The 23,924-nt window shown below is 63.2% G+C and carries 21 protein-coding genes, 1 tRNA gene and 1 pseudogene; 5 read left to right on the top strand and 18 right to left on the bottom strand.

The features are described 5' to 3' along the window. Positions 1-23: 23 nt before the first annotated feature. Positions 24-1,277, bottom strand: a complete 1,254-nt coding sequence (locus ABIC03_RS03305; RefSeq protein WP_354055489.1) for an ABC transporter substrate-binding protein — start codon at positions 1,275-1,277, stop codon at positions 24-26. A 146-nt stretch (positions 1,278-1,423) separates the two neighbouring features. Beyond that, complete coding sequence (locus ABIC03_RS03310; protein WP_354055491.1) at positions 1,424-1,786, bottom strand: DUF1428 domain-containing protein; 363 nt, start codon at positions 1,784-1,786, stop codon at positions 1,424-1,426. A gap of 298 nt (positions 1,787-2,084) precedes the next feature. On the opposite strand from ABIC03_RS03310, the gene ABIC03_RS03315 reads away from it, so the two are divergent. Beyond that, positions 2,085-2,158 (top strand) — tRNA-Gln (locus ABIC03_RS03315). A 60-nt stretch (positions 2,159-2,218) separates the two neighbouring features. Here ABIC03_RS03315 and rnz read toward each other — a convergent pair. Next, positions 2,219-3,121: a ribonuclease Z gene (rnz, locus tag ABIC03_RS03320; RefSeq protein ID WP_354055493.1), complete on the bottom strand. Its 903-nt coding sequence runs from the start codon at positions 3,119-3,121 to the stop codon at positions 2,219-2,221. A gap of 265 nt (positions 3,122-3,386) precedes the next feature. Between rnz and ABIC03_RS03325 the strand changes: the two genes are divergently transcribed. Next, positions 3,387-4,877 (top strand): amidase, encoded by a 1,491-nt coding sequence (locus ABIC03_RS03325; protein ID WP_354055495.1) that lies wholly within the window; start codon positions 3,387-3,389, stop codon positions 4,875-4,877. Between the two features lie 21 nt (positions 4,878-4,898). Here the strand turns inward: ABIC03_RS03325 and ABIC03_RS03330 are convergent, their stop codons facing one another. After that, positions 4,899-5,504 carry a TetR/AcrR family transcriptional regulator gene (locus tag ABIC03_RS03330; RefSeq protein ID WP_354055497.1) on the bottom strand — a complete coding sequence of 202 codons (606 nt, stop codon included), beginning with the start codon at positions 5,502-5,504 and terminating at the stop codon, positions 4,899-4,901. A 200-nt stretch (positions 5,505-5,704) separates the two neighbouring features. Here ABIC03_RS03330 and ABIC03_RS03335 point away from each other — a divergent pair, with 200 nt between their 5' ends. Both ABIC03_RS03335 and ABIC03_RS03340 read left to right on the top strand, forming a co-directional pair. After that, on the top strand, positions 5,705-6,961 hold the full coding sequence (locus ABIC03_RS03335; protein WP_354055499.1) for an efflux RND transporter periplasmic adaptor subunit: 1,257 nt from the start codon (positions 5,705-5,707) through the stop codon (positions 6,959-6,961). Positions 6,962-7,111: 150 nt separating this feature from the next. Continuing rightward, entirely contained in the window at positions 7,112-10,300 is a 3,189-nt protein-coding gene (locus ABIC03_RS03340; RefSeq protein WP_354055501.1) for an efflux RND transporter permease subunit, read from the top strand. On the opposite strand, the gene ABIC03_RS03345 is transcribed toward ABIC03_RS03340, so the two are convergent. From ABIC03_RS03345 to ABIC03_RS03410, 14 genes and pseudogenes are all read right to left on the bottom strand, one after another. Further along, a complete protein-coding gene (locus tag ABIC03_RS03345; protein WP_354055503.1) occupies positions 10,297-11,025 on the bottom strand; it encodes a sulfite exporter TauE/SafE family protein in 729 nt (242 codons plus the stop codon). The two genes, ABIC03_RS03340 and ABIC03_RS03345, sit on opposite strands and share 4 nt — an antisense overlap. Positions 11,026-11,039: 14 nt before the next feature. Next, on the bottom strand, positions 11,040-11,216 hold the full coding sequence (locus tag ABIC03_RS03350) for a hypothetical protein (RefSeq protein WP_354055505.1): 177 nt from the start codon (positions 11,214-11,216) through the stop codon (positions 11,040-11,042). Then, complete coding sequence (locus tag ABIC03_RS03355) at positions 11,209-11,466, bottom strand: hypothetical protein (protein WP_354055507.1); 258 nt, start codon at positions 11,464-11,466, stop codon at positions 11,209-11,211. The genes ABIC03_RS03350 and ABIC03_RS03355 overlap by 8 nt, the downstream gene beginning before the upstream one ends. Before the next feature lie 230 nt (positions 11,467-11,696). Further along, entirely contained in the window at positions 11,697-12,815 is a 1,119-nt protein-coding gene (locus ABIC03_RS03360; RefSeq protein WP_354055509.1) for a helix-turn-helix transcriptional regulator, read from the bottom strand. A 112-nt stretch (positions 12,816-12,927) separates the two neighbouring features. Then, positions 12,928-14,049, bottom strand: a complete 1,122-nt coding sequence (locus ABIC03_RS03365) for a helix-turn-helix transcriptional regulator (protein ID WP_354055510.1) — start codon at positions 14,047-14,049, stop codon at positions 12,928-12,930. Between the two features lie 153 nt (positions 14,050-14,202). Continuing rightward, positions 14,203-14,451, bottom strand: a complete 249-nt coding sequence (locus ABIC03_RS03370; protein WP_354055512.1) for a DUF6894 family protein — start codon at positions 14,449-14,451, stop codon at positions 14,203-14,205. A 77-nt stretch (positions 14,452-14,528) separates the two neighbouring features. Then, complete coding sequence (locus ABIC03_RS03375) at positions 14,529-15,500, bottom strand: helix-turn-helix transcriptional regulator (RefSeq protein ID WP_354055514.1); 972 nt, start codon at positions 15,498-15,500, stop codon at positions 14,529-14,531. A gap of 229 nt (positions 15,501-15,729) precedes the next feature. After that, a complete protein-coding gene (locus tag ABIC03_RS03380; protein ID WP_354055517.1) occupies positions 15,730-16,887 on the bottom strand; it encodes a helix-turn-helix transcriptional regulator in 1,158 nt (385 codons plus the stop codon). Positions 16,888-17,204: 317 nt separating this feature from the next. Then, entirely contained in the window at positions 17,205-17,717 is a 513-nt protein-coding gene (locus ABIC03_RS03385) for a hypothetical protein (RefSeq protein ID WP_354055519.1), read from the bottom strand. Between the two features lie 94 nt (positions 17,718-17,811). Further along, complete coding sequence (locus ABIC03_RS03390; RefSeq protein ID WP_354055521.1) at positions 17,812-18,258, bottom strand: MaoC family dehydratase; 447 nt, start codon at positions 18,256-18,258, stop codon at positions 17,812-17,814. A 384-nt stretch (positions 18,259-18,642) separates the two neighbouring features. Further along, positions 18,643-19,065: a hypothetical protein gene (locus ABIC03_RS03395; protein WP_354055523.1), complete on the bottom strand. Its 423-nt coding sequence runs from the start codon at positions 19,063-19,065 to the stop codon at positions 18,643-18,645. Between the two features lie 12 nt (positions 19,066-19,077). After that, a complete protein-coding gene (locus ABIC03_RS03400) occupies positions 19,078-19,299 on the bottom strand; it encodes a hypothetical protein (protein ID WP_106943097.1) in 222 nt (73 codons plus the stop codon). Between the two features lie 108 nt (positions 19,300-19,407). Beyond that, positions 19,408-20,226, bottom strand: a complete 819-nt coding sequence (locus ABIC03_RS03405; RefSeq protein WP_354055525.1) for a lytic murein transglycosylase — start codon at positions 20,224-20,226, stop codon at positions 19,408-19,410. A 39-nt stretch (positions 20,227-20,265) separates the two neighbouring features. Continuing rightward, positions 20,266-22,118, bottom strand: a pseudogene (locus tag ABIC03_RS03410) (flavin-containing monooxygenase). Positions 22,119-22,296: 178 nt separating this feature from the next. On the opposite strand from ABIC03_RS03410, the gene ABIC03_RS03415 reads away from it, so the two are divergent. Further along, positions 22,297-23,922 carry a long-chain fatty acid--CoA ligase gene (locus ABIC03_RS03415; protein WP_354055527.1) on the top strand — a complete coding sequence of 542 codons (1,626 nt, stop codon included), beginning with the start codon at positions 22,297-22,299 and terminating at the stop codon, positions 23,920-23,922. The last annotated feature ends 2 nt before the right edge of the window (positions 23,923-23,924 follow it).

Consider the following 23,924-nt stretch of genomic DNA (forward strand, 5'->3'; position numbering starts at 1 on the left):
GCGCGCAGCCCCGCCTTCAAATCTCACCAGCCCTTGTAGGGCAGCACCGGCGCCTTCGCGGCATTGGCCTTCGGCCACACCGCGGTGTAGTTCTCGCCGTCCTGAAGCTGGATGATGAGCCCGGAGGCGAGAATATTCTGGCCCTTGTCGTCGAACTTCACGCCCTTGTAGCCCATCATCAATTGCTCGGGCTTCAGGTCGGTCGCCTTCAGCGCGGCCTGGATCTTCGCCGGGTCGGTCGAGCCGGCGCGGTCGATCGCGTCGGCCAGCACGAAGAAGCCCTGCATCTGACGGCCGACGGTGTCGTCCATCTCCTCGCCGCTCTTCTTCTTGTACATGTCGGCGATGATGGCCGACGGTGAGCCGGCCGGCCCCACCGACCATGACGAACGGTTGAAGACGCCTTGCGATATCTTGCCGACCGCCTTGATGAAGGAGGGATCGGAATAGCCGGCGTCGTCGGCGAGCAGCACGGCCGGCTTGTAGTCGAGCGACTGCATGGTCTTGGCGAACAGGATCGCATCCGACGTGTAGCTGATCATGATGATCACGTCGGGCTTTTTGTCCTTGAGCTGGAGCACCTGGCCCTGCACATCGGTCGCGTTGACGGGATAGGCAACGTCAATTGCGATGGCCTGGCCCTTCTCCTTGAAGGCGGCGCTGATCGTGTTGGCGACCGAGGTGCCGTATTCGGTGTTGTCGTGAACCAGCGCGATTGCATCGGTCTTGGCGCCCTGCGCCTTGATGTCGGCGAGGAAATCGACATAGGCCTTGGCGAAGTCGGTGGCGATCGGCGTGGTGCGGAAGAACCATTTGAAGCCGCGCTCGGTGAGATTGGCGGCGACCGACTCGGAGTTCAGGAAGGGAATGCCGTATTTCTCGGCGATCGCGCTCGAGGTCAGCGTGACACCGGACTGATAGGAGCCGAACACGGCGGCCACCTTTTCTTCCGTGATCAGGCGCAGCGCCTGGTTCTGGCCTGTCGCGGGGTTGCCCTGGTTATCGGCGAACACGATCTCGATCTTGGCACCGCCGAGGCCCGCAAGGCCTGCGTTCTTGGCCAGCGGCAGAGTCCCGAGCTCGGGATGAGCGTTGTTGATGATGTCCATGGCGACCTCGAGCGCCGCCTTGGCGTGAGCGCCGATCGAGGCGGTGCCGCCGGACATCGGCAGGATCGCGCCGATCTTGACGACCTTGTCCTGGGCCTGCGCGGCTGAAGCGAGCGCAAGGGACATCGCAGCCGCGCAAAGCAGCCCGGTGACGTGCTTCAATCTCATGAAATCAGACCTCCCAAGGGGTTTCCCCAACCAGGATTTTTTGGAAGCTCGGCTAAGCGCCCGCTTCCGTTTGTTTATGCCTGGCGATGAGAGGATGGCATGCTGGCCCGGTACCGGCAAGTGAAACGGCTTGCTACCCAGCGCCCTCACCCCACGGGATCGCTCGCCCTCAGCAGCGTCGTGAAGCCGCCATAGATCATGCGCTTGCCGTCGAACGGCATGCCGTCTAACTTCAGCCGCGGGTCCGACATCACCTTCTTGTTGACGGCATCACGGGTCTCCCGGTCGCGATAGATGATCCAGGAGAACACCACGATCTCGTCCTCCTTCGCCATCACCGCGCGCGGAAACGAGGTGAGCTCGCCATAGGGCACGTCGTCGCCGATGCATTCGACATAGTCGAGCGCGCCGTGCTCCATCCAGATCGCGCAGGCCGATTGCGCCAGCGCCTTGTAGGCCTCGATGTTGTCCTTCGGCACGGCCAGCACAAAACCATCGACATAGGGCATCACGGATCTCCTTGGGTTGTGTGTCCGAAGGACGATGCGGCGCCTGACGATCCGACCAGGAAACGTGATTTTCGGATGAGGCAAACGGTCGCGCGCCGCCGCGGCCCTCCGCCGGAGCCCACGATCCCACCACCCGCACGTCCCAAGTGGACCGCAAAACACCCCTGCGTCGCAGCGCTTGCCAGCCCACAGCCGAGCGGGTAGAAACCCTCCACGCCTGAGCCGTGATTTGCGCGACAGCGCCATCGGCCACAGCCGGACAAATCAACAAGTCATTGAATTTGTTCGGCTATTCCGTTGGGGAATGGTGTAACGGTAGCACAACAGACTCTGACTCTGTTTGTCTAGGTTCGAATCCTAGTTCCCCAGCCACTCCGGGTAACCAGCTCACAATCAGACCGTCAGAGGTTGCGCTCTCTTTGAGCGGTACCGCTAAATCACGATGCGATCGAAGTCGGCGGCAATTCGCGTGTTTGGAAAAATCATCGTCGCTTCGGCCAGAATCTCTTCGTCCCGATAGCGCCCCGACATGTGATTGAGCACGAGTTGCCCGACGTTGCTCGCGGCGGCAAATGAAGCCGCCTCGCGTGCGGTGAGATGGCCATAGTCCCGTGCGGTCGCGGCATCGCGATCGAGGAAGGTCGCCTCGATCACCAGCAGATCGGCGTCGGCCACACGTTTGGACAGCCCGTCGGTGGTTTCGGTGTCGCCGATCACCACGAGCTTCCTGCCGCCGCTCGGCGGCCCCAGCACGTCTTCCGGATCGATCGTGCGGCCGGCGATCACGACTGGTCGCCCCGCAGCCAATTCTCCGCGCAGCGGCCCATCGGGAACGCCGAGTTCGGCGAGGCGCTCCCGCTCAAGATGGCGACGTGCGGGACTGTGGATGCAAAAACCAAAGCTGTCGGTGTCGCGGTGGCGGACCGGAAAGCAATCGACGGTGAAGTCGCCGGCCTCGATAACCAGTCCTTCGATCAGCGGCGCGAACTCCACAGGGATCGGCGCCCTGCCCGCGCCCCACAGGCCGGCAAGCATGCGGATGACGATGTCGAGCGTACCCTGCCCTCCATGGACGGTCATCACGTCCGATTGCTGGCGCAACCCCAGCGTCGAGAAGAGACCGGGGATGCCGAGCACATGATCGAGATGGGCATGCGTCAGCAGAATGCGGTCAAGCCGCCGAAAGCCCGCGCCGCTGCGCAGCAACTGGCGCTGCGTGCCCTCGCCGCAATCGATGAGGACGCGCTTGCCCGCTGCCACAACCAGGAGAGCCGGATGGTTGCGCTCCGCCGATGGAACGCTGGCCGAAGTCCCAAGGAATGTCAGGGCGAACATGCTCGTCAGTGTCCAAGCTTCACCGCCCCCAATGCCACGTGAGCAGCAGCGCGTACAGAGCCCATCGATCCCGCATAGAGTGCGGCAAGAAGTGCGTATCCCGCGATCTGGCGGCCAGCCGCCGCCTTCGGCCCCCGATCGGCGGACAGATCTGGTTCCCGTTGCGCGACCTCCTCATCCCATCTGCCAAATTGCATGCTTGATACTCGGATCGATTTGCAGCCGAACGACGGCGACGCGGCGCTGCAAGACAATGGAGATCGTGATGCAGTCCGGATTGACCGCCGCTGACTGGGACTACGGCTCGATCAGCACACTGCTGAGCGCCCTGCACGCGCGTAAGGTTTCTGCGTCGGAGTTGATCGAGCATACGATCGCGCGCATCGAGGCGCTGGACGGACGGATCAATGCCGTCATCGTTCGCGATTTCGATCGCGCACGAGACACCGCGCGCGCCGCCGATGCCGCGCTAGGCCGCGGCGAGCGGCAGCCATTGCTCGGCATCCCCGTGACGTTGAAAGAACCGTTCAACGTCGCCGGCCTGCCGACGACATGGGGCTTTCCGCATTTCAGGGATTTCCAACCGGCGGAGGACGCCCTTGTCGTCTCGCGGTTGAAGGCGGCGGGCGCTGTCATCATCGGCAAGACCAACATCCCGATCGGTCTGCGGGATTTTCAGAGCTACAATGAGATCTACGGAACGACAAACAATCCGTGGGATCTCGGCCGATCGCCCGGCGGCTCCTCAGGCGGATCGGGCGCGGCGCTGGCCGCGGGGTTCGGTCCGCTCTCGATCGGCTCGGATATCGGCGGCTCGATCCGGGTGCCCGCGCATTTCTGCGGTGTGTTTGGACACAAGCCGAGCCTCGGCCTGGTGCCGCTGCGCGGATACAGCCTGCCGCCGGCGCCGCCCGTGCCTGGCCAAGGCGATCTGGCCGCCGTCGGGCCGATGACGCGCACCGCCCCGGATCTTGCGCTCGCCCTCGACGTAATCGCCGGCCCCGACGAGACACGCGACGGGATTGGCTATCGTCTCGCGCTGCCGGCCCCGCGACACGACCAGCTCAGGGATTTCAGAATCCTCGTGATCGATACGCATCCGTTGATGCCGACAGGCGATGCCGTGCGTTCCGCCATCGGGCGATTGGCGGAACGGCTCGAACGATCAGGTGCGCGGGTCGCACGCTCGAGTGCGGCGCTGCCCGATCTCGCAGAATCCGCGCGGCTCTACATGAAGCTGCTGAACGCGGCGCGAAGTCCACGCCTGACACCGGCCGCCCTCGCAGAGGCGCAAGGAGTTGCCGCGGCACTCTCGCCCGACGACCGCAGCCTGCAGGCAGAGCGGGCGCGCGGCTGGGCGATGGTCCATCGTGAATGGCTGGCGACCGATGCGGCGCGCCTGCAGCTGCAGCAACGATGGCAGGAGCTATTCCGCGATTTCGACGCAGTGATCTACCCGGCCGCCGCCGTGCCGGCCTTTCCACAGGACCAGTCCGAGCCGTTCGACGCGCGGCAACTGGATATCGATGGACAGCTCTATCCCTACGCTGATGCATGCTTCATCTGGGCAGACCCCGCTTCGACCTGCGGACTGCCTGCGACCGCCGTTCCGATCGAGCGCACGCCATCGGGCCTGCCAATTGGCGTCCAGATCATCGGGCCTTATCTCGAGGACCGCACCACGATTGCGCTCGCCGGACTGATGGAACGCGAGTTCGGCGGCTTCGTCCCGCCGCCGTCGCTGGCTGCCAAGTAATGGCGAGCTGATCGAGGGCGATTAAGTTCTGTTGGCCGACTGCGCTTCGACCGCCTGCACGGCGACACTCGCGACCTGCTGCAACGCTTCGCGGTCGGAGCCCGAAGACGCCATCACGCCCATACCGACAGATACCGCTGAGACATAGCGTGCGAGTGCCGCGGGATCGGCGCTCTCCTTGAGATCGCCTTCGGCCTTTGCGCGAATGAAGCGATCGCGGAGCTGATCTTCGTTCTCGGCGCGGCGGGCGGCGAGTTCAAAAGGGACGCTCTCTGATCCGGTGCCGCACGCAATGCCGCCCTGCACGAGCAGGCAGCCGGGCGGGTTGGCCGGATCGGTTTGCTTGTCGGCGATGCCCATCAGCATCCGCTCGGCGACGTCGCGGGCCGTGGGTGCCGCCACCACCTCGTCCATCCAGACGTTGCGCAGTTTGGTATAGCGATCGAGCGCGGCCTTCAGCAGCCCTTCCTTGTTGCCGAAACAGGCATAGAGGCTGGGCGGATTGATCCCCATGGCCTCGGTCAACTGAGCGACCGTGGCACCCTCATAGCCATGGCGCCAAAACACTTCCATCGCCTGGTCCAACGCCGTTTCGGCGTCGAATTCGCGGGGGCGTCCCATGCCCATGTACCTGTTCTCCTCGAAACCGACGTCGTCCCTCAGCCTAACGCCTGATCCTATCTATTTGTTCTCGCTTTATTTTCTCTTCCGCTGCCAACTCTTGCGGTAAGGGGCTACAATTTTCTTAGTGAATGGTACATAAGTATCTTGCGCTGCGGTATCCAGCTCCACATCTGTAGTGAACACTACATATCTGGAACGCGCAAATGCATCCCTCCCAAAATACTGCCCAAAATGCTCGCCGCACCGGCCGTTTCCGCCGCCTGCTTGGCGGCGTGGCCATCGTGGGCGCCCTCGCCGTGGTCGGCACAATCGCGACCGGCCACTACTTTCGAGCCGCCCAGGCGACCGCGACGGCCGCCGCGGCCGAGCAAGCCGTCCCTGTCACGGTCGCGCTGATCGAACCAAAGCAGACCGTGCTATGGGACGACTTCTCCGGCCGGCTGGAAGCCATCAACCGCGTCGAGCTTCGTCCGCGCGTCGCGGGTGCGATCCTTGCGACCAACTTCACCGAAGGCGCGCTGGTGAAGGCCGGCGACGTCCTGTTCAAGATCGACCCGGCGCCCTACGTGGCCGAGGTCGACAAGGCCGCGGCCCAGCTCGAAGCTGCGAAAGCGCGCGTCGTGTTCACGCAGAATGAGCTCGAGCGCGGCGCGCAACTGGTCGGCAACGCCGTGGTCACGCGGCGCGACTACGACCAGCGCGACAACGCCAACCGCGAGGCCATCGCCAACGTGAAGGCGGCCGAGGCGACGCTCCAGACCGCAAAGCTCAATCTCGATTACACCGAGGTGCGTGCGCCCGTGGACGGCCGCGTTGGCAAGATCGAAATCACCGTCGGCAATCTCGTCGCCGCCGGCACCGCCTCTCCGGTGCTGACTTCGCTGGTCTCGGTCAACCCGATCTATGCGTCATTCGATGCGGATGAAGAGCTGGTGGTGCGGGCGTTGAACTCGATTTCCGAGGTCTCCGGCAAGCGCGGCAATCTCGATCAGATCCCGGTCGCGATGGCGACCTCCGGCGGCCTCTCGGCAAAGGGCCACATCCAGCTCATCGACAACCAGGTCAACGGCCAGAGCGGCACCATCCGTGTCCGCGCGGTGTTCGATAATGAGGACGGGCGTCTCATCCCCGGTCAGTTCGCCCGCGTACGCATGGGCCAGCCCAAGCAGCAGTCGCTGGTCATGATCGACGAGCGCGCGATCGGCACCGATCAGGACAAGAAGTTCGTGATGGCAGTCGGCGACGATAGCCGTGCGGTCTATCGGCCGATCACGCTCGGCGGTTCGGTCGACGGGTTGCGTATCGTGACGGCGGGGCTGAAGACCGGCGACCGCATCATCGTCAACGGCCTCCAGCGCGTGCGCCCGGGTGCCCTGCTCAAGACGGAAATCGCGGCCATGGGTGCGCGCGGTCCGCAGCAGGCATCCAACCACAGCAATCAGGACGTCGTGCAGCGTTAGCGTCTCCGCCATGCCGGACCGCGCGGGCAGCACGAGCCGGAATGTGGAAATCGTTGGACTACCTAGACATCACTTCTGGATTCCGGGTTCGCGGGCTTTGTCCGTGCCCCGGAATGATGGGAGAGTCGTCTCTCGCGCAGGGGCAAGGCCATGAATCTCTCGAAATTCTTTATCGATCGTCCGATTTTCGCCGGCGTGCTGTCGGTCCTGATCTTTCTCGCCGGCCTGATCTCGCTGTTCGCGATGCCGATCTCGGAATATCCCGACGTCGTGCCGCCCTCGGTGGTGGTGCGCGCGACCTATCCCGGCGCCAATCCCAAGGTGATCGCGGAAACGGTGGCGACGCCGATCGAGGAGCAGATCAACGGCGTCGAAAACATGCTGTACATGTCGAGCCAGGCGACCACCGACGGTGCGATGACGCTGACGGTGACATTCCGGCTCGGCACCGATCCTGACAAGGCGACGCAGCTGGTGCAGAACCGTGTGCAGCAGGCCGAGCCACGCCTGCCCGCCGTGGTGCGTCAGCTCGGCATCATCACCAAGAAGTCTTCGCCCGACCTCACCATGGTCGTGCATCTGCTGTCGCCGAACAACCGCTACGACATGACCTATTTGCGCAACTACGCCGTGCTCAACGTCAAGGACCGGCTGGCGCGGATCGACGGCGTCGGCGACGTCCAGCTCTATGGCGCCGGCGACTATTCGATGCGGGTGTGGGTCGATCCGCAAAAGGCCGCCGAGCACGGCCTCACCGCAAGCGATATCGTCAAGTCGATCCAGGCGCAGAACGTCGAGGCCGCCGCCGGCGTGGTCGGCTCCTCCCCGAACGTCAAGGGCATCGACCTGCAGCTGTCCGTCAACGCCGAGGGACGGCTTGCGAACGAGGAGCAGTTCGGCGACATCGTGGTCAAGACCGGCACGCGTGGCGAGGTGGTGCGGCTACGCGACGTCGCACGCATCGAGCTCGGCGCCTCCCAATACGGCCTGCGTTCGCTGCTCGACAACAAGCAGGCGGTGGCGATCCCGATTTTCCAGGCGCCCGGCTCCAATGCGCTCGAGATTTCCGACCACGTTCGCGCCACCATGGCCGAGATTAAGAAGAACATGCCGGAAGGCGTGTCCTACCAGATCGTCTACGACCCGACCCAATTCGTCCGCTCGTCGATCGAGGCTGTGATCCACACGCTGCTGGAGGCAATCGCGCTGGTGGTGCTGGTGGTGATCCTGTTCCTCCAGACCTGGCGCGCCTCGATCATTCCGTTGCTGGCGGTGCCCGTATCGATCGTCGGCACCTTCGCGGTGATGCACGTCTTCGGCTTCTCCATCAACGCGCTCAGCCTGTTCGGCCTGGTGCTTGCGATCGGTATCGTGGTCGACGACGCCATCGTCGTGGTCGAGAACGTCGAACGCAACATCGAGGGCGGGCTGTCGCCGCGCGACGCCACCTACCAGGCGATGCGCGAGGTGTCGGGGCCGATCATCGCGATTGCGATGGTGCTGATCGCGGTGTTCGTGCCGCTCGCCTTCATCTCCGGCCTCACCGGTCAGTTCTACAAGCAGTTCGCGCTGACGATCGCGATCTCGACGGTGATCTCGGCCGTTAACTCGCTGACGCTGTCGCCTGCGCTGTCGGCCCTGCTGCTCAAGGGACACAACGAGCCGAAGGACCGGCTGACGATCATCATGGAAAAGGGCCTCGGCTGGTTCTTCCGCGGCTTCAACAAGGTGTTCACACGGTCGTCGGAGAATTACAGCGGCACCGTCACCAAGGTGATCTCGGGCAAGGCGGCCGTCATGGGCCTCTATGTGGTCCTGGTCGGCCTCACCGCCTTCCTGTTCCAGCAGGTCCCGAGCGGCTTCGTGCCGGGTCAGGACAAGCAATATCTGGTCGGCTTCTCGCGACTGCCTGATGGAGCAACGCTGGACCGCACCGAAGACGTGATCCGCAAGATGAGCGACATCGCCCTTACCCAGCCCGGCGTTGAGAGCTCGGTAGCATTCCCGGGCCTGTCGATCTCGGGCTTCACCAACTCCTCCAACGCCGGCATCGTGTTCTCGACGCTGAAGCCGTTCGACGAGCGCAAGGGCCCCGCACTGAGCGGGAATGCCATCGCGGCCGACCTCAACAAGAAATACTCCGGGATTCAGGAGGCCTTCATCGCCATGTTCCCGCCGCCGCCGGTCAACGGTCTCGGCACGATCGGCGGCTTCAAGCTGCAGATCGAGGATCGCGCCGGTCTCGGTTATGAAGCGCTGAACGAGGCGACGAATGCGTTCATGGCGGCGATGCAGAAGGCACCGGAGATCGCCGGCGTGTTCTCGAGCTTCCAGGTCAACGTGCCCCAGCTCTTTGCCGACATCGACCGCACCAAGGCGCTCCAGCTGGGCGTCCCCGTGACGGAGGTGTTCAACACGCTCCAGATCTATCTCGGTTCCTACTACGTCAACGACTTCAACAAGTTTGGCCGCACCTACTCCGTCTACGTGCAGGCCGACGCGCCGTTCCGCGCGCGCGCCGACGACATCAGGCAGTTGAAGGTGCGATCGTCCTCCGGCGACATGGTGCCGCTCTCGGCGTTGCTCACGATCCGCCAGAGCGCGGGCCCCGAGCGCGCGATCCGCTACAACGGCTTCCTGTCCTCCGACATCAACGCGGCGGCTGCGCCCGGCTTTTCCTCCGGCCAGGCACAGGAGGTGGCGACGCGGATCGCGGCGGAGACATTGCCGCCCGGCTTCGCCTTCGAATGGACCGACCTGACCTATCAGGAGTTCATCGCCGGCAATTCCGGCCTCTGGGTGTTCCCGCTGGCGATCCTGCTGGTGTTTTTGGTGCTGGCCGCACTCTATGAAAGCCTGACCTTGCCGCTCTCGATCCTCATGATCGTGCCGATGGGTCTGCTGGCTGCGATGTTCGGCGTCTGGATCTCCAAGGGCGACAACAACGTCTTCACCCAGATCGGCTTGATCGTGCTGGTGGGACTCTCGGCCAAGAACGCGATCCTGATCGTCGAATTCGCGCGCGAGCTCGAATTCGCAGGCCGCACGCCGATCCGGGCCGCGATCGAGGCGAGCCGACTGCGGTTGCGCCCGATCCTGATGACGTCGATGGCGTTCATCATGGGCGTCTTGCCGCTGGTGCTGTCCACCGGCGCCGGCTCGGAGATGCGGCGCGCGATGGGCGTCGCCGTGTTCTCCGGCATGATCGGCGTCACCATATTCGGCCTGTTCCTGACGCCAGTGTTCTATGTGCTGCTGCGGACCGTCACCGGCATGAAACCGCTAACGCATCACGGCAGCGACACCAGCGCGGCGCCGGTGCAAACCGTCGGGCATTAAATCAGGGAAATCCCCGACAGCAACAACAGAACGAGCACGGTCTTGCGAAAGACCGTCTCGTTGACCCTGTGGAAGGCGATCACGCCGAGCGCGGAGCCTGCGAACAACGCCGGCAGGCTGACTGCGAGATCGATGAAGACTTTCGACGACAGATCCTGATGTCCGACCAGCAGCGCGATCGCGAACAGCTGCATCGCGGCGATGAACGGCTGCACCAGGCCGCGCTGCTCGCTCTTCGGCATGCCGCGCATATCGCACCAGATCGTCGGGATCGCGCCGGGCATCGCCGTCAGCCCGCCGACCAGCCCTCCCCCGAACCCGATCAACGCGACCCAGTGCCGCCCGACCGCCTCGCCGGCCGTCACCAGCGTCGGCCGCAGCAGCATATAGGCCGCATAGAGGGCAACGATGATGCCGAAGCCGCGCCGGAGCAGATGCGTATCAGTGCTCTGGAGCAGCGACACCGCGATGGGAACGCCGATCAAGCCACCGACGATCAGCAGCAAACTGCCTTCCCAGCGGATACTGCGCCGAAGCGCCCAAAGATTGGTGGCCTGCACGCCGATGCTGCACGCCATCATCAGCGGCACGGCTTCCAGCGGCTGAAACACCCGGAGCAGAATGGCGCCCGCCACTGCCGAGAAGGCGAATCCCGAGAGCCCGGAGACGAAGGCGCCGGCGAACACGGCAACGCTGAGCAGCATCAGGGTCGTGACATCAGGCACAATCCGCCCTCCGGTCAATCGTAAGTAATTTGCGAGACGGCGACCTCGGCGCTCTCCGTGCAAAGCGCCGGCCCGAGTGGAACCGACGGATTTGCGTAAGCATGAGATCGCTCCAGCATCGTGAGGCCGACCAGTTGGAGCGCGACGAGCGCCGCGGTCACCGCGATTGCGACGATGCTGACATTACGCACGCTCGAATTTGGGGTGGCCGGTCGTGCGCTCCCGCGGATCAACTCCGTTGGCATTTTCTAAAGTATCCTCTTCACGGGAGACGGGAATAATTTCATTCAAACACGGCGCGTCGTGCGGCTGGTCCAGCAGGTGGCGGTAGCGCCGCAACACACGCTGCGAGTCGATTTCCCGCTGCGCGCGGAGTGCCGCGCCAATGCGGGCCACGATATCGCGGAACCTGCCTGCCGAAACCGGTGACGTCGTTCGCATGACAATCTCCTCTCAACCTGTACGAGAGATTGACGGAATTAACTTCCGCTCGCAGTGAGTTGCTTCACACAAATGTCTGATAAGTCGAACAACAGATCGTGTGACGTCTAATAGAAGACAACGCGGAAAATCGCGTCATTCGATCGAACGACGTGCGATAACTTTCTAATGATGCTTCTGATTGAACCTATTGCGAGCTGCAGCGACTCGCGTGCGTTTTTGAACGCGTCTCAGTGCACAAGCGGATTGGAGAATCCAGCTGCGAGCTTGACGAGATCGGCTTGACGAGAAACGCCGGTCTTGGCGAACACGCGATGCAGATGCGTCTTCACCGTCGTCTCCGCGATGCCGAGCGCAACCGCCGTCTCCGGCACACCGCCGACATCGACGATCGATTGCAAGACCCTTAGTTCCGCAGGCGTGAGTTCGAAGGTGCGGTCAATGAGACCGGCACTGGAGCGACCGTCGAGTTCCGCTTTCCAGATGAACAAGGCTCCGACGGCCGAACTGCGCTCGGCCGTACCCTCGCGCAGCAATGATGGCAGCGCGATGACGTGCGCGACGTAGTAGGAACCGTCACGTGACATCAGCGGAATTTTCCGCCCCGAAGATGCAGCCAACGCGACCTCGCCTGCGTCACGGAAAATATCGCGCAGGGCCGAATTTGCAGCGGACGAGCTTGCCACCAACCGGCCCGAGACAGATCGCAGAACATCCTCGACGGCCAGGATCGTCTCCGCGGCCGGATTGCTGTGGACGATATGACAGGTCGAATCGAGCAGGATGACACCGGCATTCAGTCGGTCCACGACGTCGGCGAGCGCGATCGCTCGCTGCTGCTTCCGCTCGATCGCCCGGTTGATCAACAGCGCCCGGCTCGCATGCGGAGCCAGAAACTGCATCCGCGCCCGCTGCTCGGCGTCGAGCATCTCCCTGCCCGGGATCACGGTCAGCAGCATCGGACAGGGCGACTTCGACTGCTCCAGCACCACACTGGCGACGTCGACGCAACCCTGGGGGCGCAGCCATTCCTGGTAGAATCGGCCGCGGCGATATTCGTCGAAATCCACGAGATCGGGGATGTTGCGCACCTCGCCATAGCGCGGAAGCCGAGCAAGCGGGTCGTACCGGGAGTAGGTCTCCGCATAGAGCTGAATGTAGTACGGATCGACCCCGCAATAATAATGCGTCGCGCCTGATTTGCTGACCGGGTCCTTCGAAATCAGACCACAGGCCCGGCTGCCGATGAAGGCATTGAGCTTGACAACGACCTCACTCCACAACTCCGGGTGGAGACCCGCGTCATAGATAGTCTCGATCAACTCGGACGGTTTTGGAAGTCGGGGCATCGGAAGAGCCAGTAGTGACACATGGAGGTGGCGACATGTTCTTCATGCCCGGCGGCTCCTGTGAGTCTGGCGAGGGAGCAAAAGGTTCAATCCTGAGGGCACAATGAGCCGCCTAGTTGACCAGCGGATTGGAGAATCCTGCCGCGAGCTTGACGAGATCGGCCTGACGCGAAACGCCCGTCTTGGCGAACACGCGATGCAGATGCGTCTTCGCCGTCGTTTCTGCGATACCGAGCGCGACCGCCGTCTCCGGGATGCCGCCAACCTCGACGATCGACAGGAACACGCGCAGCTCGGCCGGCGTGAGGTCGAAGGTCCGCGCGATCAATTCGCCGTAGGACTGTCCGCCGAGCGACACCTTGCGCAGCAGCAGCGCACCGACGGCATCATCGACCACCCTCTCGTTGCCGTGCCGCAGGACGGACGACAGCGGCAGGATATGCGCAACGTAGCGCTCGCCCGAGGGCGAAAGCAGCGAAAACGCATGCCTCTTTGCGGCAAGCAGGGCAATTTCACTGCGGGTCGCGAACGCTTCCCGCAGCGTCTGATTGGCCTCCGCGCTGCTGGTCACCAATTGCCCCGCAACGGACCGAACCAGATCGTCGGCCGCAAGCAGGTCGTGGCCCGCGGAATTCGCGTGCACCACCCGGCAGAAGCCATCGAGCAGGAAGATGCCGCAGGCGAGATTGTCCAGGATCTCCGCCAGCGCCGTCGCCAGCGTCAGTTGCGAGGTCATGGCGCGGTTGATCAGCAACGCGCGGCTGGCGTGCCGGACGATCAGCGAGAGACGGTGCTTCATCACCGGATCCACCATCCGGCGGCCCGACAGCACCGTCATCATCACGGGGCAGCTCGCATTCGAATTCTCGAGCACGACGTTGGCCGCATCGCTGCAACCCTGCGGCCGCATCCATTCCTGGTAAAAGCGTCCTCGCCGATATTCATCGAAATTGACGAGATCCGGAATGCTGACGATCTGGCCGTGCGGTGGCAGGACCGTCAGGGGATCGAATTTCGAATGCGTCTCGGAATAGAGCTGGATGTAGTGCGGGTCCGCCCCGCAATAATAGTGCGTGACGCCGAATTTGCTGATCGAGTCCTTGGAAAACAGCCCGCAGGCCTGGCCGCCGACGAAGTCGCGGATGCCGGTGACGACGTTATTCCACAGCGAGGGATCGAGCCCGGCATCGTAGATGGCCTCGACCAGGTCGGGCAGTTTCCGCGGTCCGTGCATGGCTATAAATGGCCTGGGTGATCAATATCACCGAGCATACCACAACCACAGCATGCGGCATCCTCCGATCGGAGGAGGCGCCGGGCGGGCAACGAACGGATATCAGTTTCGGGTGCTACTCATGCAAAGTCGCGCGATACCGTACCGGGACGCTCACGTCTCGTCCCAGCCGACCTTCTCCACATTTTCCGACCAGACGGCGGCGCGATAGATCTCGCGCCCGTCGGCATTTCTGACCCGGATGCAGGCATCGCGGTCGCGCAAATCGTCGCGCCAGACGAACAGGTGACTTGCCATCTCGTTGGCCACCACGAATGTCGCTTCGGGGCATTCGAACACCATGCCGCCCGGATCGATCTTCACGATATTGCCGATCATAAGATCAAAGAAAAAACGGCGCATGCAACACTCCAACTGCGGGCGGCGCACGCCCGTGCCGTCTCCAAGCGGCATTTGACTTGAAATTCAGTCGTGCGCGGTCACGACATTTCGCCGCTCCTGACGTCACTGGGTGTGGCGCCATAAGTTCGACGGAAGCAGCGGTTGAAGTACGAGAGATCGCCGAAGCCGACATCGTAGGCGATCGAGCTGACCGTCCGCTCGGCGTATCCGGGTTCACGCAACATGCGATGGGCGCGCTTGACGCGTTGTTCGATCAGGAACGACGAGAACGTCTTGCCGTCGGCCTCGAACAGGCGCTGGAGATAACGCGGCGTCACGCCGAGCTCCTGGGCGACCGTGGCCACCGACAGATCCTGCCGCCAGCAATTGTTGGCGATGGAGACTTTGGCCTTCTGCAGCCGCGCCGCCTTGACGCCGCGCCGCCCGGCCAGCTCCCGCGGCTCATTGGTGGCACCGAGGACGATCGCCAGAAGATCGTGCAGATGCCCGACCCCGAGCTGCCGCAAATTGGGCATCGCGAACGCCTTCTCCCGCACCAGCGTCACCGCGTAGTCGACCAGCAATCGAAGTCCCGTAGAGCTCTCCGGCATGACACGCATCACGGCGTCATCGACATCCACAATCATCGGCGCCAGCACGCGTCTCGGCACGCGCAGCGAGAAGCAGCTGCCCAGCGACAATCGCTCGAACGTCGTGACGTCCTCCGCGCTCGTCAAGACCGCCTCTCCTGCACGAAGGCTCAGATCGTGTCCCCGCTCGGATATCCCAAGCACGCCCGATCGATTCACGATCAGGGCCAGGCTGTCGTCGCCATCGGCAACCAGGTGCTTGGTGCGAATGACCCGCGCTCCGCACAATCCTCCGATCAGCAATTGGGCTTCCGGCAAGACGTGGGACGTGAAGCTCGCCGCGGCCGGCTTTCCATCCCTGGCCTCGACCTCCGCCTTCAACACCCCGCGGCAGTAGAAATCGCGAAGCAACGGGATACGCTCGTTTTCGGGAATTTCATTCGTTGAAACATTGAGAACGGAAAAATCAAACTGGCTCACTGCAATCCTCCAACCGACGAGCAGGTCCGGCCACGCGCTGTCGTTTCCTCACACTCGCGTTCGATGCCATCGCGGCATTTCCTCACGGCGCTCGCTGCTCTTCACTTTTCTGCAACGCGATATACGAAAGTATCAAACGACTCGCGTCCTGCATTCGGAGGACACGGGAGCTCGCCTCATCACAATGGATTGAGATTGCGGCACACACCGGCGAACCATGTGAAATGGATCACACGACGTTGTCACCACCGTTCGTTCGACGCGCGAATGGAACGGCAAAGCCGGCGGCGATCTTGACCAGGTCGGCCTGCCTGCCGGCGCCGGTCTTCTCGAACAGGCGGCCGAGATGGGTCTTCACTGTCGTTTCGGCGATGCCGAGCTTTGCCGCAATGTCTGGAACGCCGCCAATCTCGATAATGGCCATCAAAACGCGCAATTCGGACGGGGTCAGCCTGAAAGCCGCAGCGATCGCATCGGCTGCGAGCCATGTCGCCGCCGATGCCTTCTGAACGAAGAGCACTGTGGCTGCAGCATCTCGCGATAGAGTGCGATCGCGCTTCAGGGGAAAAGCGTGGAGCAGATAGTGCTGCCCATCGACTGATGTCGCAAGCTCGATCTGACGGCGGGCAGCGGAACGAGTTTCGCTGCCTGAATCTGTTTCGCACAGACCGCGGAATATTTTGTCGGTCTGGGTGTTGCGGCCCACGATCCGGTCGCCGACCATGGCGAGCAGGCTCGCATCGGCGAACAACTCGCGGCATGCTGCGTTGGCATGCACGACCCGGCCGTCTGCGTCGAGCAGGGAGATCGCCGTGCTCAGTCTATCCAGGACTTCGGCAAGGTCGTCCACGGTATGCGAGCGTGCCCTGATCTGCCGGCCCATGATCCTGGAGCGCTGGAGGTGCGGAGCAAGCAGCCGCATACGCTCACGCATCGGCTCGTCAACGATACCGCGCGAGCGGTGGCGCAACACCTGCAGGATCGTGGCGCGCGTGTCCGACTTCTCAAGCGCAACGGTTGCAAGGTCTATCGCTCCTTGCGGTTCCACCCACTCGCGATAGAAGCTCGTTGCCAGGAAATCGGCCTGAGGCATGATGTCGGCTACGCCGATCGTCTGCTCCGCCGCGAGCGTGAGATGACGATCGAGCAGAGGGTCCAGCTCCACATATCGGTCGCGATAAAGCTGGCGGAAGCGGGATTCGGTGCCGAAATGCTCGTGGATCTCGATCGAGAGCTTGGCTCTGTCCCTGGACAGGATGGTCGCGGCGCATCCGCCGACGAAATGCGAAACCTGTTCCAGCACCGCGCTGCGCAGCGCGGGATCGACCGCCGCGTCGTAGATCTCGCCGACGAGGGACGAGAATCGATTTGCGTGGAGGATTGTCATCGGCCGGACGACGCAATCTGCGTATGGCTCGCCCGCGCGAGAAAGATGGCGATCCGGCGACTGGCGGAGACGGACCGGTCAATCGCCGCCTTCGACGCGGAGAAAACGTTGCAACGAAATGCTGGAATATCGAACATCGTCCTTGCGTAACGTCAACCGCAGGATGCGGCTTGGACGTTTTCGCCAAAGACTAGGATAAATGCGAACAGCGCGCCGACTGTGTGCGATCAGTCACGCGAGCGATGCGTCAGACGCCGCGCGCGCTGCAAAATCCTGCCGCCACCAATCCCGCCGGCGTCGCATCCGGCTCCGGCAATTTACTTGCGATTCTCTTCGCAGAATTTCAGCGCCGCCAGCGCTTCGCCGGCACGCGGCACCTGCATCTCGATGCTGTCGTCATCATCGTCTTCGAAATCGAGCGAGAGACGCTTGGCTTTGGACAGCCGGTCCATCATGGACTGATCGTATTCGAAGATGCCGCGAACGGTGGTCTTGTCCATGACCTCCCACTTCGTCTTCTTCATGATATCGGCGTCATCGGTGCCGACATCGGCCCGGAGGATCTCGCCGACCTTGTCCCACTCCCAACCGTCATAGATCATCACGATCACGATCGCCTTCTCGGAATAGGTGATGACGATGACGTAGTCCCGGTTCTCGTCTTGCTTGTCCTTGTAGCCGCGGCTCGCATTGCAATGTGCGTCCTGCGTGCGCTTCTCGATGGTCCAGTCGCCGACCTTGGATTGTTGCGCCTGCACCGGTCTTGCGGTCAAAGCGGCTGCGCTCAAGGCGCCGGCCAGCAACCCGACAGCGAGAAGAGATCGTTTCATGTCAGCCTCCAGCCTGTTCCCCGGACCGAGATGACCACCTCTGCCGGCGGCTCGCAAGGGCTTCCCCCGGTTTGCGTAGGACGCCGACCTCGCCCTACTCCCGCCGCGGCACGATCGCGATCGGGGTGAAGGTGTAAACCTCCTCGCCGTTCTGGTTGAACATCGTCCATTTCACCAGCGCGATGCCCTGCGGCTTCGACTTCGACGGCGTCAGGCTTATGACCTCCCCGACCAGATGCAGGCGGTCATCGGGCCGTACCGGGATGGTCCAGCGCAGCCCGTCGACGCCGGCGCCGATCAGCGGATGCGGGCCGAAGGGGCGGGTCTGGATCGCGAGGCTCATGGCAATCGCGGCGGTGTGCCATCCCGAGGCAGCGAGACCCCTGAACAGCGTCTGCTTGGCGGCTTCGTGGTCGAGATGCATCGGCTGTGGGTCGAACTCTGCCGCGAACCGCTTGATGTCCGCCTCGGTGACGTGAACTTCAGGGGATTTGAACTGCATTCCAATGGTGAGATCGTCGAACCACTCGACCTGCGCCATGATTTCGCCTCGCAATGTGATGCGCCGCCTCGCGCTAACAGAATTGAGCAAGAGCGGGATGTAGCGGCTCCGCAGCGCACAAGCCAGCCCGGGGGTTCCCCAAGAAACCCGTTTCCAGATGCGACGAAACACGCCTGAAACAGATGGCCGGTTATCTGGTTGTCAAAATCATACAGGGACGGCCACCATGCAATTCTTCCTCGACCTGATCTGGGATTACTCCTGCTGTCAGCACCTCGTTGCCCTGCCACCGCAGGAGGACGAGCTATGATCGAGCTGATCTCGGCCTTGCTCGCGCTTTGCAGCGTCGGCGTTTTTGCAGCGCACGCGGTGGATGCCTATCGCACCACACATCACTGATAGCCGTGCACTGATAGCCTTGCCCTAGAACGGCCGCCGGTAGAAGTGCTCCGAATGGGTTGCCGGCGGAAACCTGTTGGCGAGCGCGAGCGCCCCCCTTTCGTCCGTCTCGAGCGCAATCTTCTGTGCGAGCATCACGTCGCCGGGAACGAGAAAGCCTGACGGGACGAAGCACCACCCCATCGTCGCATTTCCGGCCGCATCGATCTCATGGACATTGGCCGCAGTGCCATAATGGATGCGATAGGTCTTGCCGGTATCGCAGCCGACGACATCGAAATGCCGGTGCTGCTCGAATTGCGCGCGCTGCGCCGGCGACAGCCAATCGGCCAGAAGCCGGCGGCCGCGGGCATCCGGCGTGTTCTCGCCGAAAAAGCGCCGATAGAGTTCGCGTAGCGCATGCAGACGCGCACGCGCCGGCGCGCGGAGCCAGACTGCCGCGATCATGAGCAGCTCAGATCAACCGCCGACCAGGCGGGGATAGAACAGCGTTTCCTGCACGGTCGGGTCGAACGATCGGATCCGGGTGACTTCGCCAGGTCCGGTTCGCAGCGCGGCGGTGAAGCCCGCTCCGGTCAGCTCCCGAAAGCGCCGTTCGGCCCGCGCCAGCGCTTCGGCATTGCCAGGATCAAACTCGTGGCGCGTGTCGCCAGTCTGGTCCATCACGATCTGGGTTGCCATGTTGAGTCTCCTCATGCCCAGCCCTGTTCGATCTAAGCAAACCTCGTGCCGTCGGTTCCTGATGGCAACAACTTTCTCTTGTCGGCGCATCACGCCTTGCTGAGCTGCTCAGCGCGAGGCGGCCGTTCCTCCGCCCTCGTCGATCTGCCGTCCCATCAGGGCGATCGCCTTCTGATAAACGCCGGCGGCATTCCAGGCCTCAATGGCGACGAAATTCGGCTCGCCCGGCTGGTAACCGGCTCCTGCGCGCCAGCCGTGGGCCTTGAGGAAATTCGCCGTCGAGTTCAGCGCATTGGCGGCAACTTCGAGATTGCCGGTGCCATAGGCCAGGATGTTCTTGGGCATGAACTGGGTCTGGCCGACCTCACCGTGCATCGAGCCGCGGGTTGCACCCGACAGCGTGCCGCGATCGATCAGCTTCAGCGCCGCATAGAGCTGCTCGGTGAAGAATTCGGGACGGCGGCAGTCGTAGGCGAGCGTCGCAATCGAGGAGAGCATGTTCTGGTTGCCCCGCTGGCTACCGAAGCCGGTCTCCATGCCCCAGATCGCGATCAGCGGGCCCGGCGGGACGCCATAGCGCTGCTGGATCGAGGCGAACAAGGCGGCCTGCGACTGCTTGAGCTGGCGGCCCTTGGCGACGATGGTGGTGGCGCCGCGCTTGGCGAGGAACTGGTCGAGCGTCAGCGAGAAACTGCGCTGGCCGCGGTCGGCCGCGATGGTGGCACTGGCGTAATTGGTCTGCATCAGCGCCGAGAGTGCAGTCTGGCCGACGCCCTTGCCCTGCGCCTCCGCGCTGAATTCGCGCTTCCAGGCCTCGAAGCCGGCCGACGAACTGCCGCATTGCGCGGCGTGAGCGGCGGGCGCCAGGCAGCCGAGCAGCGTCATCGCCCCAAAAACCGCCCCAGCTACAGTTCTGCCCCTGATCATGTACGATGTCCTCTCTCTGGCGCGATCCAATGCCCGAGCTTACCCGGACGAAGGCGCCGACTCCATGGCGTGATCATACGACAGTTCCAGTCCATCCAAATTGCCCTCCTTGCGCCACTTGTCGAGCAGCCGCAGGAATGCCACCGGCCCGCGCCAATACTGGCTGTTTCTCGCCGCGATCGGATCAAACACGCCTTCATTGTTGTAGTAGCCGGGCGTGCATTCGGCGAGATAGGTCTGGCGGCCGAGCGCGGCTTTGACCACCTCCTCGACCCAGGCGTCCTCGGCCTCGAGCGTCGGCTCCAGCGTCCGGGCTTTGCGCTTGCGCGCCTCGGCGATCACATAGGCGATGTGCTGCGACTGCGCGTCGATGATGTGTGGGAAGTTGGCGCTCTGGCCGGCCTGCACCGTGACGATCTGGAAGCAGTTCGGGAAGCCGCGACTGTAGAAGCCGTGCAATGTCTTGACGCCATCGCGCCAGCGCGCGGACAGGCTGATGCCGTCGCGACCATAGACCTCAAAGCCCATGCGGCGGGCGTAGTCGGTGCCGACCTCGAAGCCGCTGGCATAGATCAGGCAGTCGAGCTCATAAGCCTTGCCATCGACCACGACCGCGTTCTCGGTGATGCGCTCGACGCCCTGTCCCCTGGTGTCGACGAGATGCACGTTGGGGCGATTGAAGGTGTCGAGATATTCGTCGTGGAAACACGGCCGCTTGCAGAAGGCCTTGTACCAGGGCTTTAACGCCGAAGCCGTCGCCTCGTCCTTGACGATCGCATCGACGCGCGCCCGGATCTCTTCCATCTTGCGATAATCAGCCTGCTCGATAACCTTGAGCGCCTCCTCGATCGAGGTCACCGGCTGGGCCTGGCGGCGCGGCGCCAGCAGGATCTCGCCGAGCAGGCCGGTCCAGCCGTCCTGCACCAGATCCTGTTCGAAGGGCTCGCCCGAGATCACCGCGGTGAAATTATCCATGCGTTCGCGCTGCCAACCAGGCCTGAGCCCCTGCGCCCAGCTCTGATCCGTGGGGCGGTCGTCGCGCACGCCGATCGCCGACGGCGTACGCTGGAAGACGTAGAGCTCCTTGGCCGAGCGGCCGAGATGCGGCACGCATTGCACGGCGGTGGCGCCGGTGCCGATGATGCCGACGCGTTTGTCGCCAAGACCGGTCAGACCACCTTCGGCCGTGCCTCCGGTGTAGGCGTAATCCCAGCGGCTGGTATGGAAGCTGTGTCCCTTGAAGCTTTCGATGCCGGGAATGCCCGGCAGCTTCGGACGGCTCAGCGGGCCTCCGGCAAGAATGACGAAGCGCGCGCGGATGCAATCACCGCGATCGGTCTCGACCAGCCAAATTGCCTCCTGCTCCTGCCATTCCATGCGCGTGATGACGGTCTGAAACAGCGCGCGCTCATAGAGACCGAAGTGACGGCCGATGCGGCGCGAATGTTCGTAGATCTCAGGTGCTCGCGCATATTTGCGCACCGGCATGTAGCCGGTCTCTTCCAGCAACGGCAGGTAGATGTAGCTCTCGGTATCGCAGGCCGCGCCAGGATACCGATTCCAGTACCAGGTGCCGCCGAAATCGGCGGCCTTTTCCACGACCCGGAAATCATCGATGCCGGCTTCGCGCAGTCGCGCGCCGCACAGAAGGCCGCCGAAGCCGCCGCCGACGATGAGCACCTCGGTCTGTTCGCTGACAGCCCGCGCGCAAATCCGGAATTGGCCCAGAGATCGTCGAGATAGCGCCCGAACTCGCCGGTCACCTCGACATATTGCGCCTTGCCCTCGGTGCGCAGGCGGCGATCGCGCTCGTCGCGATAGCGCGCACGGAGTGCCGCAATGTCGATTGTAGATTCGCCGGCTGCACCGGTCTTGTGTCTTTGCGCTGACATCCGTTTCCTCCCCGGCGGACACTGCTTCGCCGGCAGCTCGCATCACTTAGCCCCGAAAAAGAGACGCGCGCAATCACGTCCCTCGCTTTTTGCGTGAACGTCGCGTGGCGTTCCGCTAACCTCAAGCGCACATCACAAAGCGTACGCCATGCAACGACATGGCGGTCCGGAGGACACGATGCAGGGATTGATGATGGACATGCCGCTCCTGATCAGCGGCCTGATCCAGTATGCCGCCGATTATCACGGCGAGGCCGAGGTCGTCGCCCGCGAGATCGAAGGCGACATCCATCGCTACACCTATGCCGACGCCCATCCACGCATCAAGCGCATGGCATTGGCGCTCAAGAGGCTCGGCATGATGCCCGGTGACCGCGTCGGCACGTTGGCCTGGAATACGCACCGGCATTTCGAGATGTTCTACGCCGCGCCGGGCATGGGCTATGTGCTGCACACCATCAACCCGCGGCTGTTCCCTGAACAGCTCGTCTACATCGTCAATCATGCCGAGGACCGGCTGCTGTTCATCGACCGCGCCACACTGCCGATTGTCGAGGCGATCGCGCCGCAGCTGAAGACGATCGAGGCGTTCGTCGTGATGTCCTCCCGCGAGCGGATGCCGGAGACGAAGCTGGCGAATGTTCATTGCTACGAGGAGCTGCTGGACAAGGAGAACGACGCCGGCTTCGCATGGCCGGAGTTCGACGAAAAATCGGCATCGACCATCTGCTACACCTCCGGCACCACCGGCAATCCGAAGGGCGTGATCTATTCGCACCGCGCCGCGATCCTGCAGACCATGGTCTCCTGCAATTTCGACTTCCTGCCTGGGCACCTGGAAGGCGTGCGCGAGGTGATGATGCCGATGGCGCCGCTATTCCACGGCAACGGCTGGAACATGCCGTTCACCGCGCCCTATACCGGATCGAAGCTGGTGCTGCCCGGCCGCAATTACGAGCCCGACAAGCTCTATGAATTGCTCGAAGGCGAGAAGGTGACGCTGTCGGCGGGCGTGCCGAGCTTCTGGTTGATCCTGCTCGACTGGCTCGGACGAACCGGCAACAGGTTCTCGACACTCCGTGCAACATTGTCGTCAGGCTCGGCGCCGCCGCGCGCGATGGTCGAGAAGCTCAAGCGCGAGTATGGCATCGATTACATCCAGGCCTGGGGCATGACCGAAGCCCTGGGCTGCTCGATGCCGGGCTTGCGGCCGGGCTCCGAGCATCTCGACGACAAGGAGAAGTTCGACCGCCGTCAGGTGTCCGGCCGCGCCTGTTTCGGCACCGCCTTGCGCATCGTCGACGAGGGCGGCAACGAGCTGCCGCGCGACGGCAAGAGCGTTGGCCATCTGCGCGCGCGGGGACCGTGGGTTGCGTCCGGCTACATGAAACTTGATGAAGGCCTCGACCGCGACGGCTGGCTGATCACCGGCGACATGGCGGTGATCGACCCTCAGGGCCACGTCACGCTGACCGACCGCTCCAAGGACGTGATCAAGTCCGGCGGCGAATGGATCTCCTCGATCCAGCTCGAGGACGTCGCCTTGTCTCATCCCGATGTGCTGCAAGCTGCCGTGGTCGCGATCAGCCATGAGAAATGGCAGGAGCGGCCTCTGCTCCTCGTCGTCCGCAAGAAAGGCGCGACCGTCGACGGCAAGACGCTGCTCGACCACATGCGCCCGAAGATCGCGAGCTGGTGGATGCCCGACGCCGTCGAGTTCATGGACGAGTTCCCGATGACCGGCACCGGCAAGGTGCTCAAATCGGCGCTGCGCGAGAAATTCAAAGAGTATCGCGCCCCTTGAGC

Origin of the sequence: Bradyrhizobium sp. RT6a (genome assembly GCF_040547675.1) — a bacterium.
Taxonomy (GTDB): domain Bacteria; phylum Pseudomonadota; class Alphaproteobacteria; order Rhizobiales; family Xanthobacteraceae; genus Bradyrhizobium.

What these genes read in the sequence shown, in the direction of transcription:
- ABIC03_RS03305 (WP_354055489.1), bottom strand. Translation starts at nt 1,277, where the DNA reads ATGAGATTGAAGCACGTCACCGGGCTGCTTTGCGCGGCTGCGATGTCC.
- ABIC03_RS03310 (WP_354055491.1), bottom strand. Translation starts at nt 1,786, where the DNA reads ATGCCCTATGTCGATGGTTTTGTGCTGGCCGTGCCGAAGGACAACATC.
- rnz (WP_354055493.1), bottom strand. Translation starts at nt 3,121, where the DNA reads ATGTTCGCCCTGACATTCCTTGGGACTTCGGCCAGCGTTCCATCGGCG.
- ABIC03_RS03325 (WP_354055495.1), top strand. Translation starts at nt 3,387, where the DNA reads ATGCAGTCCGGATTGACCGCCGCTGACTGGGACTACGGCTCGATCAGC.
- ABIC03_RS03330 (WP_354055497.1), bottom strand. Translation starts at nt 5,504, where the DNA reads ATGGGCATGGGACGCCCCCGCGAATTCGACGCCGAAACGGCGTTGGAC.
- ABIC03_RS03335 (WP_354055499.1), top strand. Translation starts at nt 5,705, where the DNA reads ATGCATCCCTCCCAAAATACTGCCCAAAATGCTCGCCGCACCGGCCGT.
- ABIC03_RS03340 (WP_354055501.1), top strand. Translation starts at nt 7,112, where the DNA reads ATGAATCTCTCGAAATTCTTTATCGATCGTCCGATTTTCGCCGGCGTG.
- ABIC03_RS03355 (WP_354055507.1), bottom strand. Translation starts at nt 11,466, where the DNA reads ATGCGAACGACGTCACCGGTTTCGGCAGGCAGGTTCCGCGATATCGTG.
- ABIC03_RS03360 (WP_354055509.1), bottom strand. Translation starts at nt 12,815, where the DNA reads ATGCCCCGACTTCCAAAACCGTCCGAGTTGATCGAGACTATCTATGAC.
- ABIC03_RS03365 (WP_354055510.1), bottom strand. Translation starts at nt 14,049, where the DNA reads ATGCACGGACCGCGGAAACTGCCCGACCTGGTCGAGGCCATCTACGAT.
- ABIC03_RS03370 (WP_354055512.1), bottom strand. Translation starts at nt 14,451, where the DNA reads ATGCGCCGTTTTTTCTTTGATCTTATGATCGGCAATATCGTGAAGATC.
- ABIC03_RS03380 (WP_354055517.1), bottom strand. Translation starts at nt 16,887, where the DNA reads ATGACAATCCTCCACGCAAATCGATTCTCGTCCCTCGTCGGCGAGATC.
- ABIC03_RS03385 (WP_354055519.1), bottom strand. Translation starts at nt 17,717, where the DNA reads ATGAAACGATCTCTTCTCGCTGTCGGGTTGCTGGCCGGCGCCTTGAGC.
- ABIC03_RS03390 (WP_354055521.1), bottom strand. Translation starts at nt 18,258, where the DNA reads ATGGCGCAGGTCGAGTGGTTCGACGATCTCACCATTGGAATGCAGTTC.
- ABIC03_RS03395 (WP_354055523.1), bottom strand. Translation starts at nt 19,065, where the DNA reads ATGATCGCGGCAGTCTGGCTCCGCGCGCCGGCGCGTGCGCGTCTGCAT.
- ABIC03_RS03400 (WP_106943097.1), bottom strand. Translation starts at nt 19,299, where the DNA reads ATGGCAACCCAGATCGTGATGGACCAGACTGGCGACACGCGCCACGAG.
- ABIC03_RS03405 (WP_354055525.1), bottom strand. Translation starts at nt 20,226, where the DNA reads ATGATCAGGGGCAGAACTGTAGCTGGGGCGGTTTTTGGGGCGATGACG.
- ABIC03_RS03415 (WP_354055527.1), top strand. Translation starts at nt 22,297, where the DNA reads ATGCAGGGATTGATGATGGACATGCCGCTCCTGATCAGCGGCCTGATC.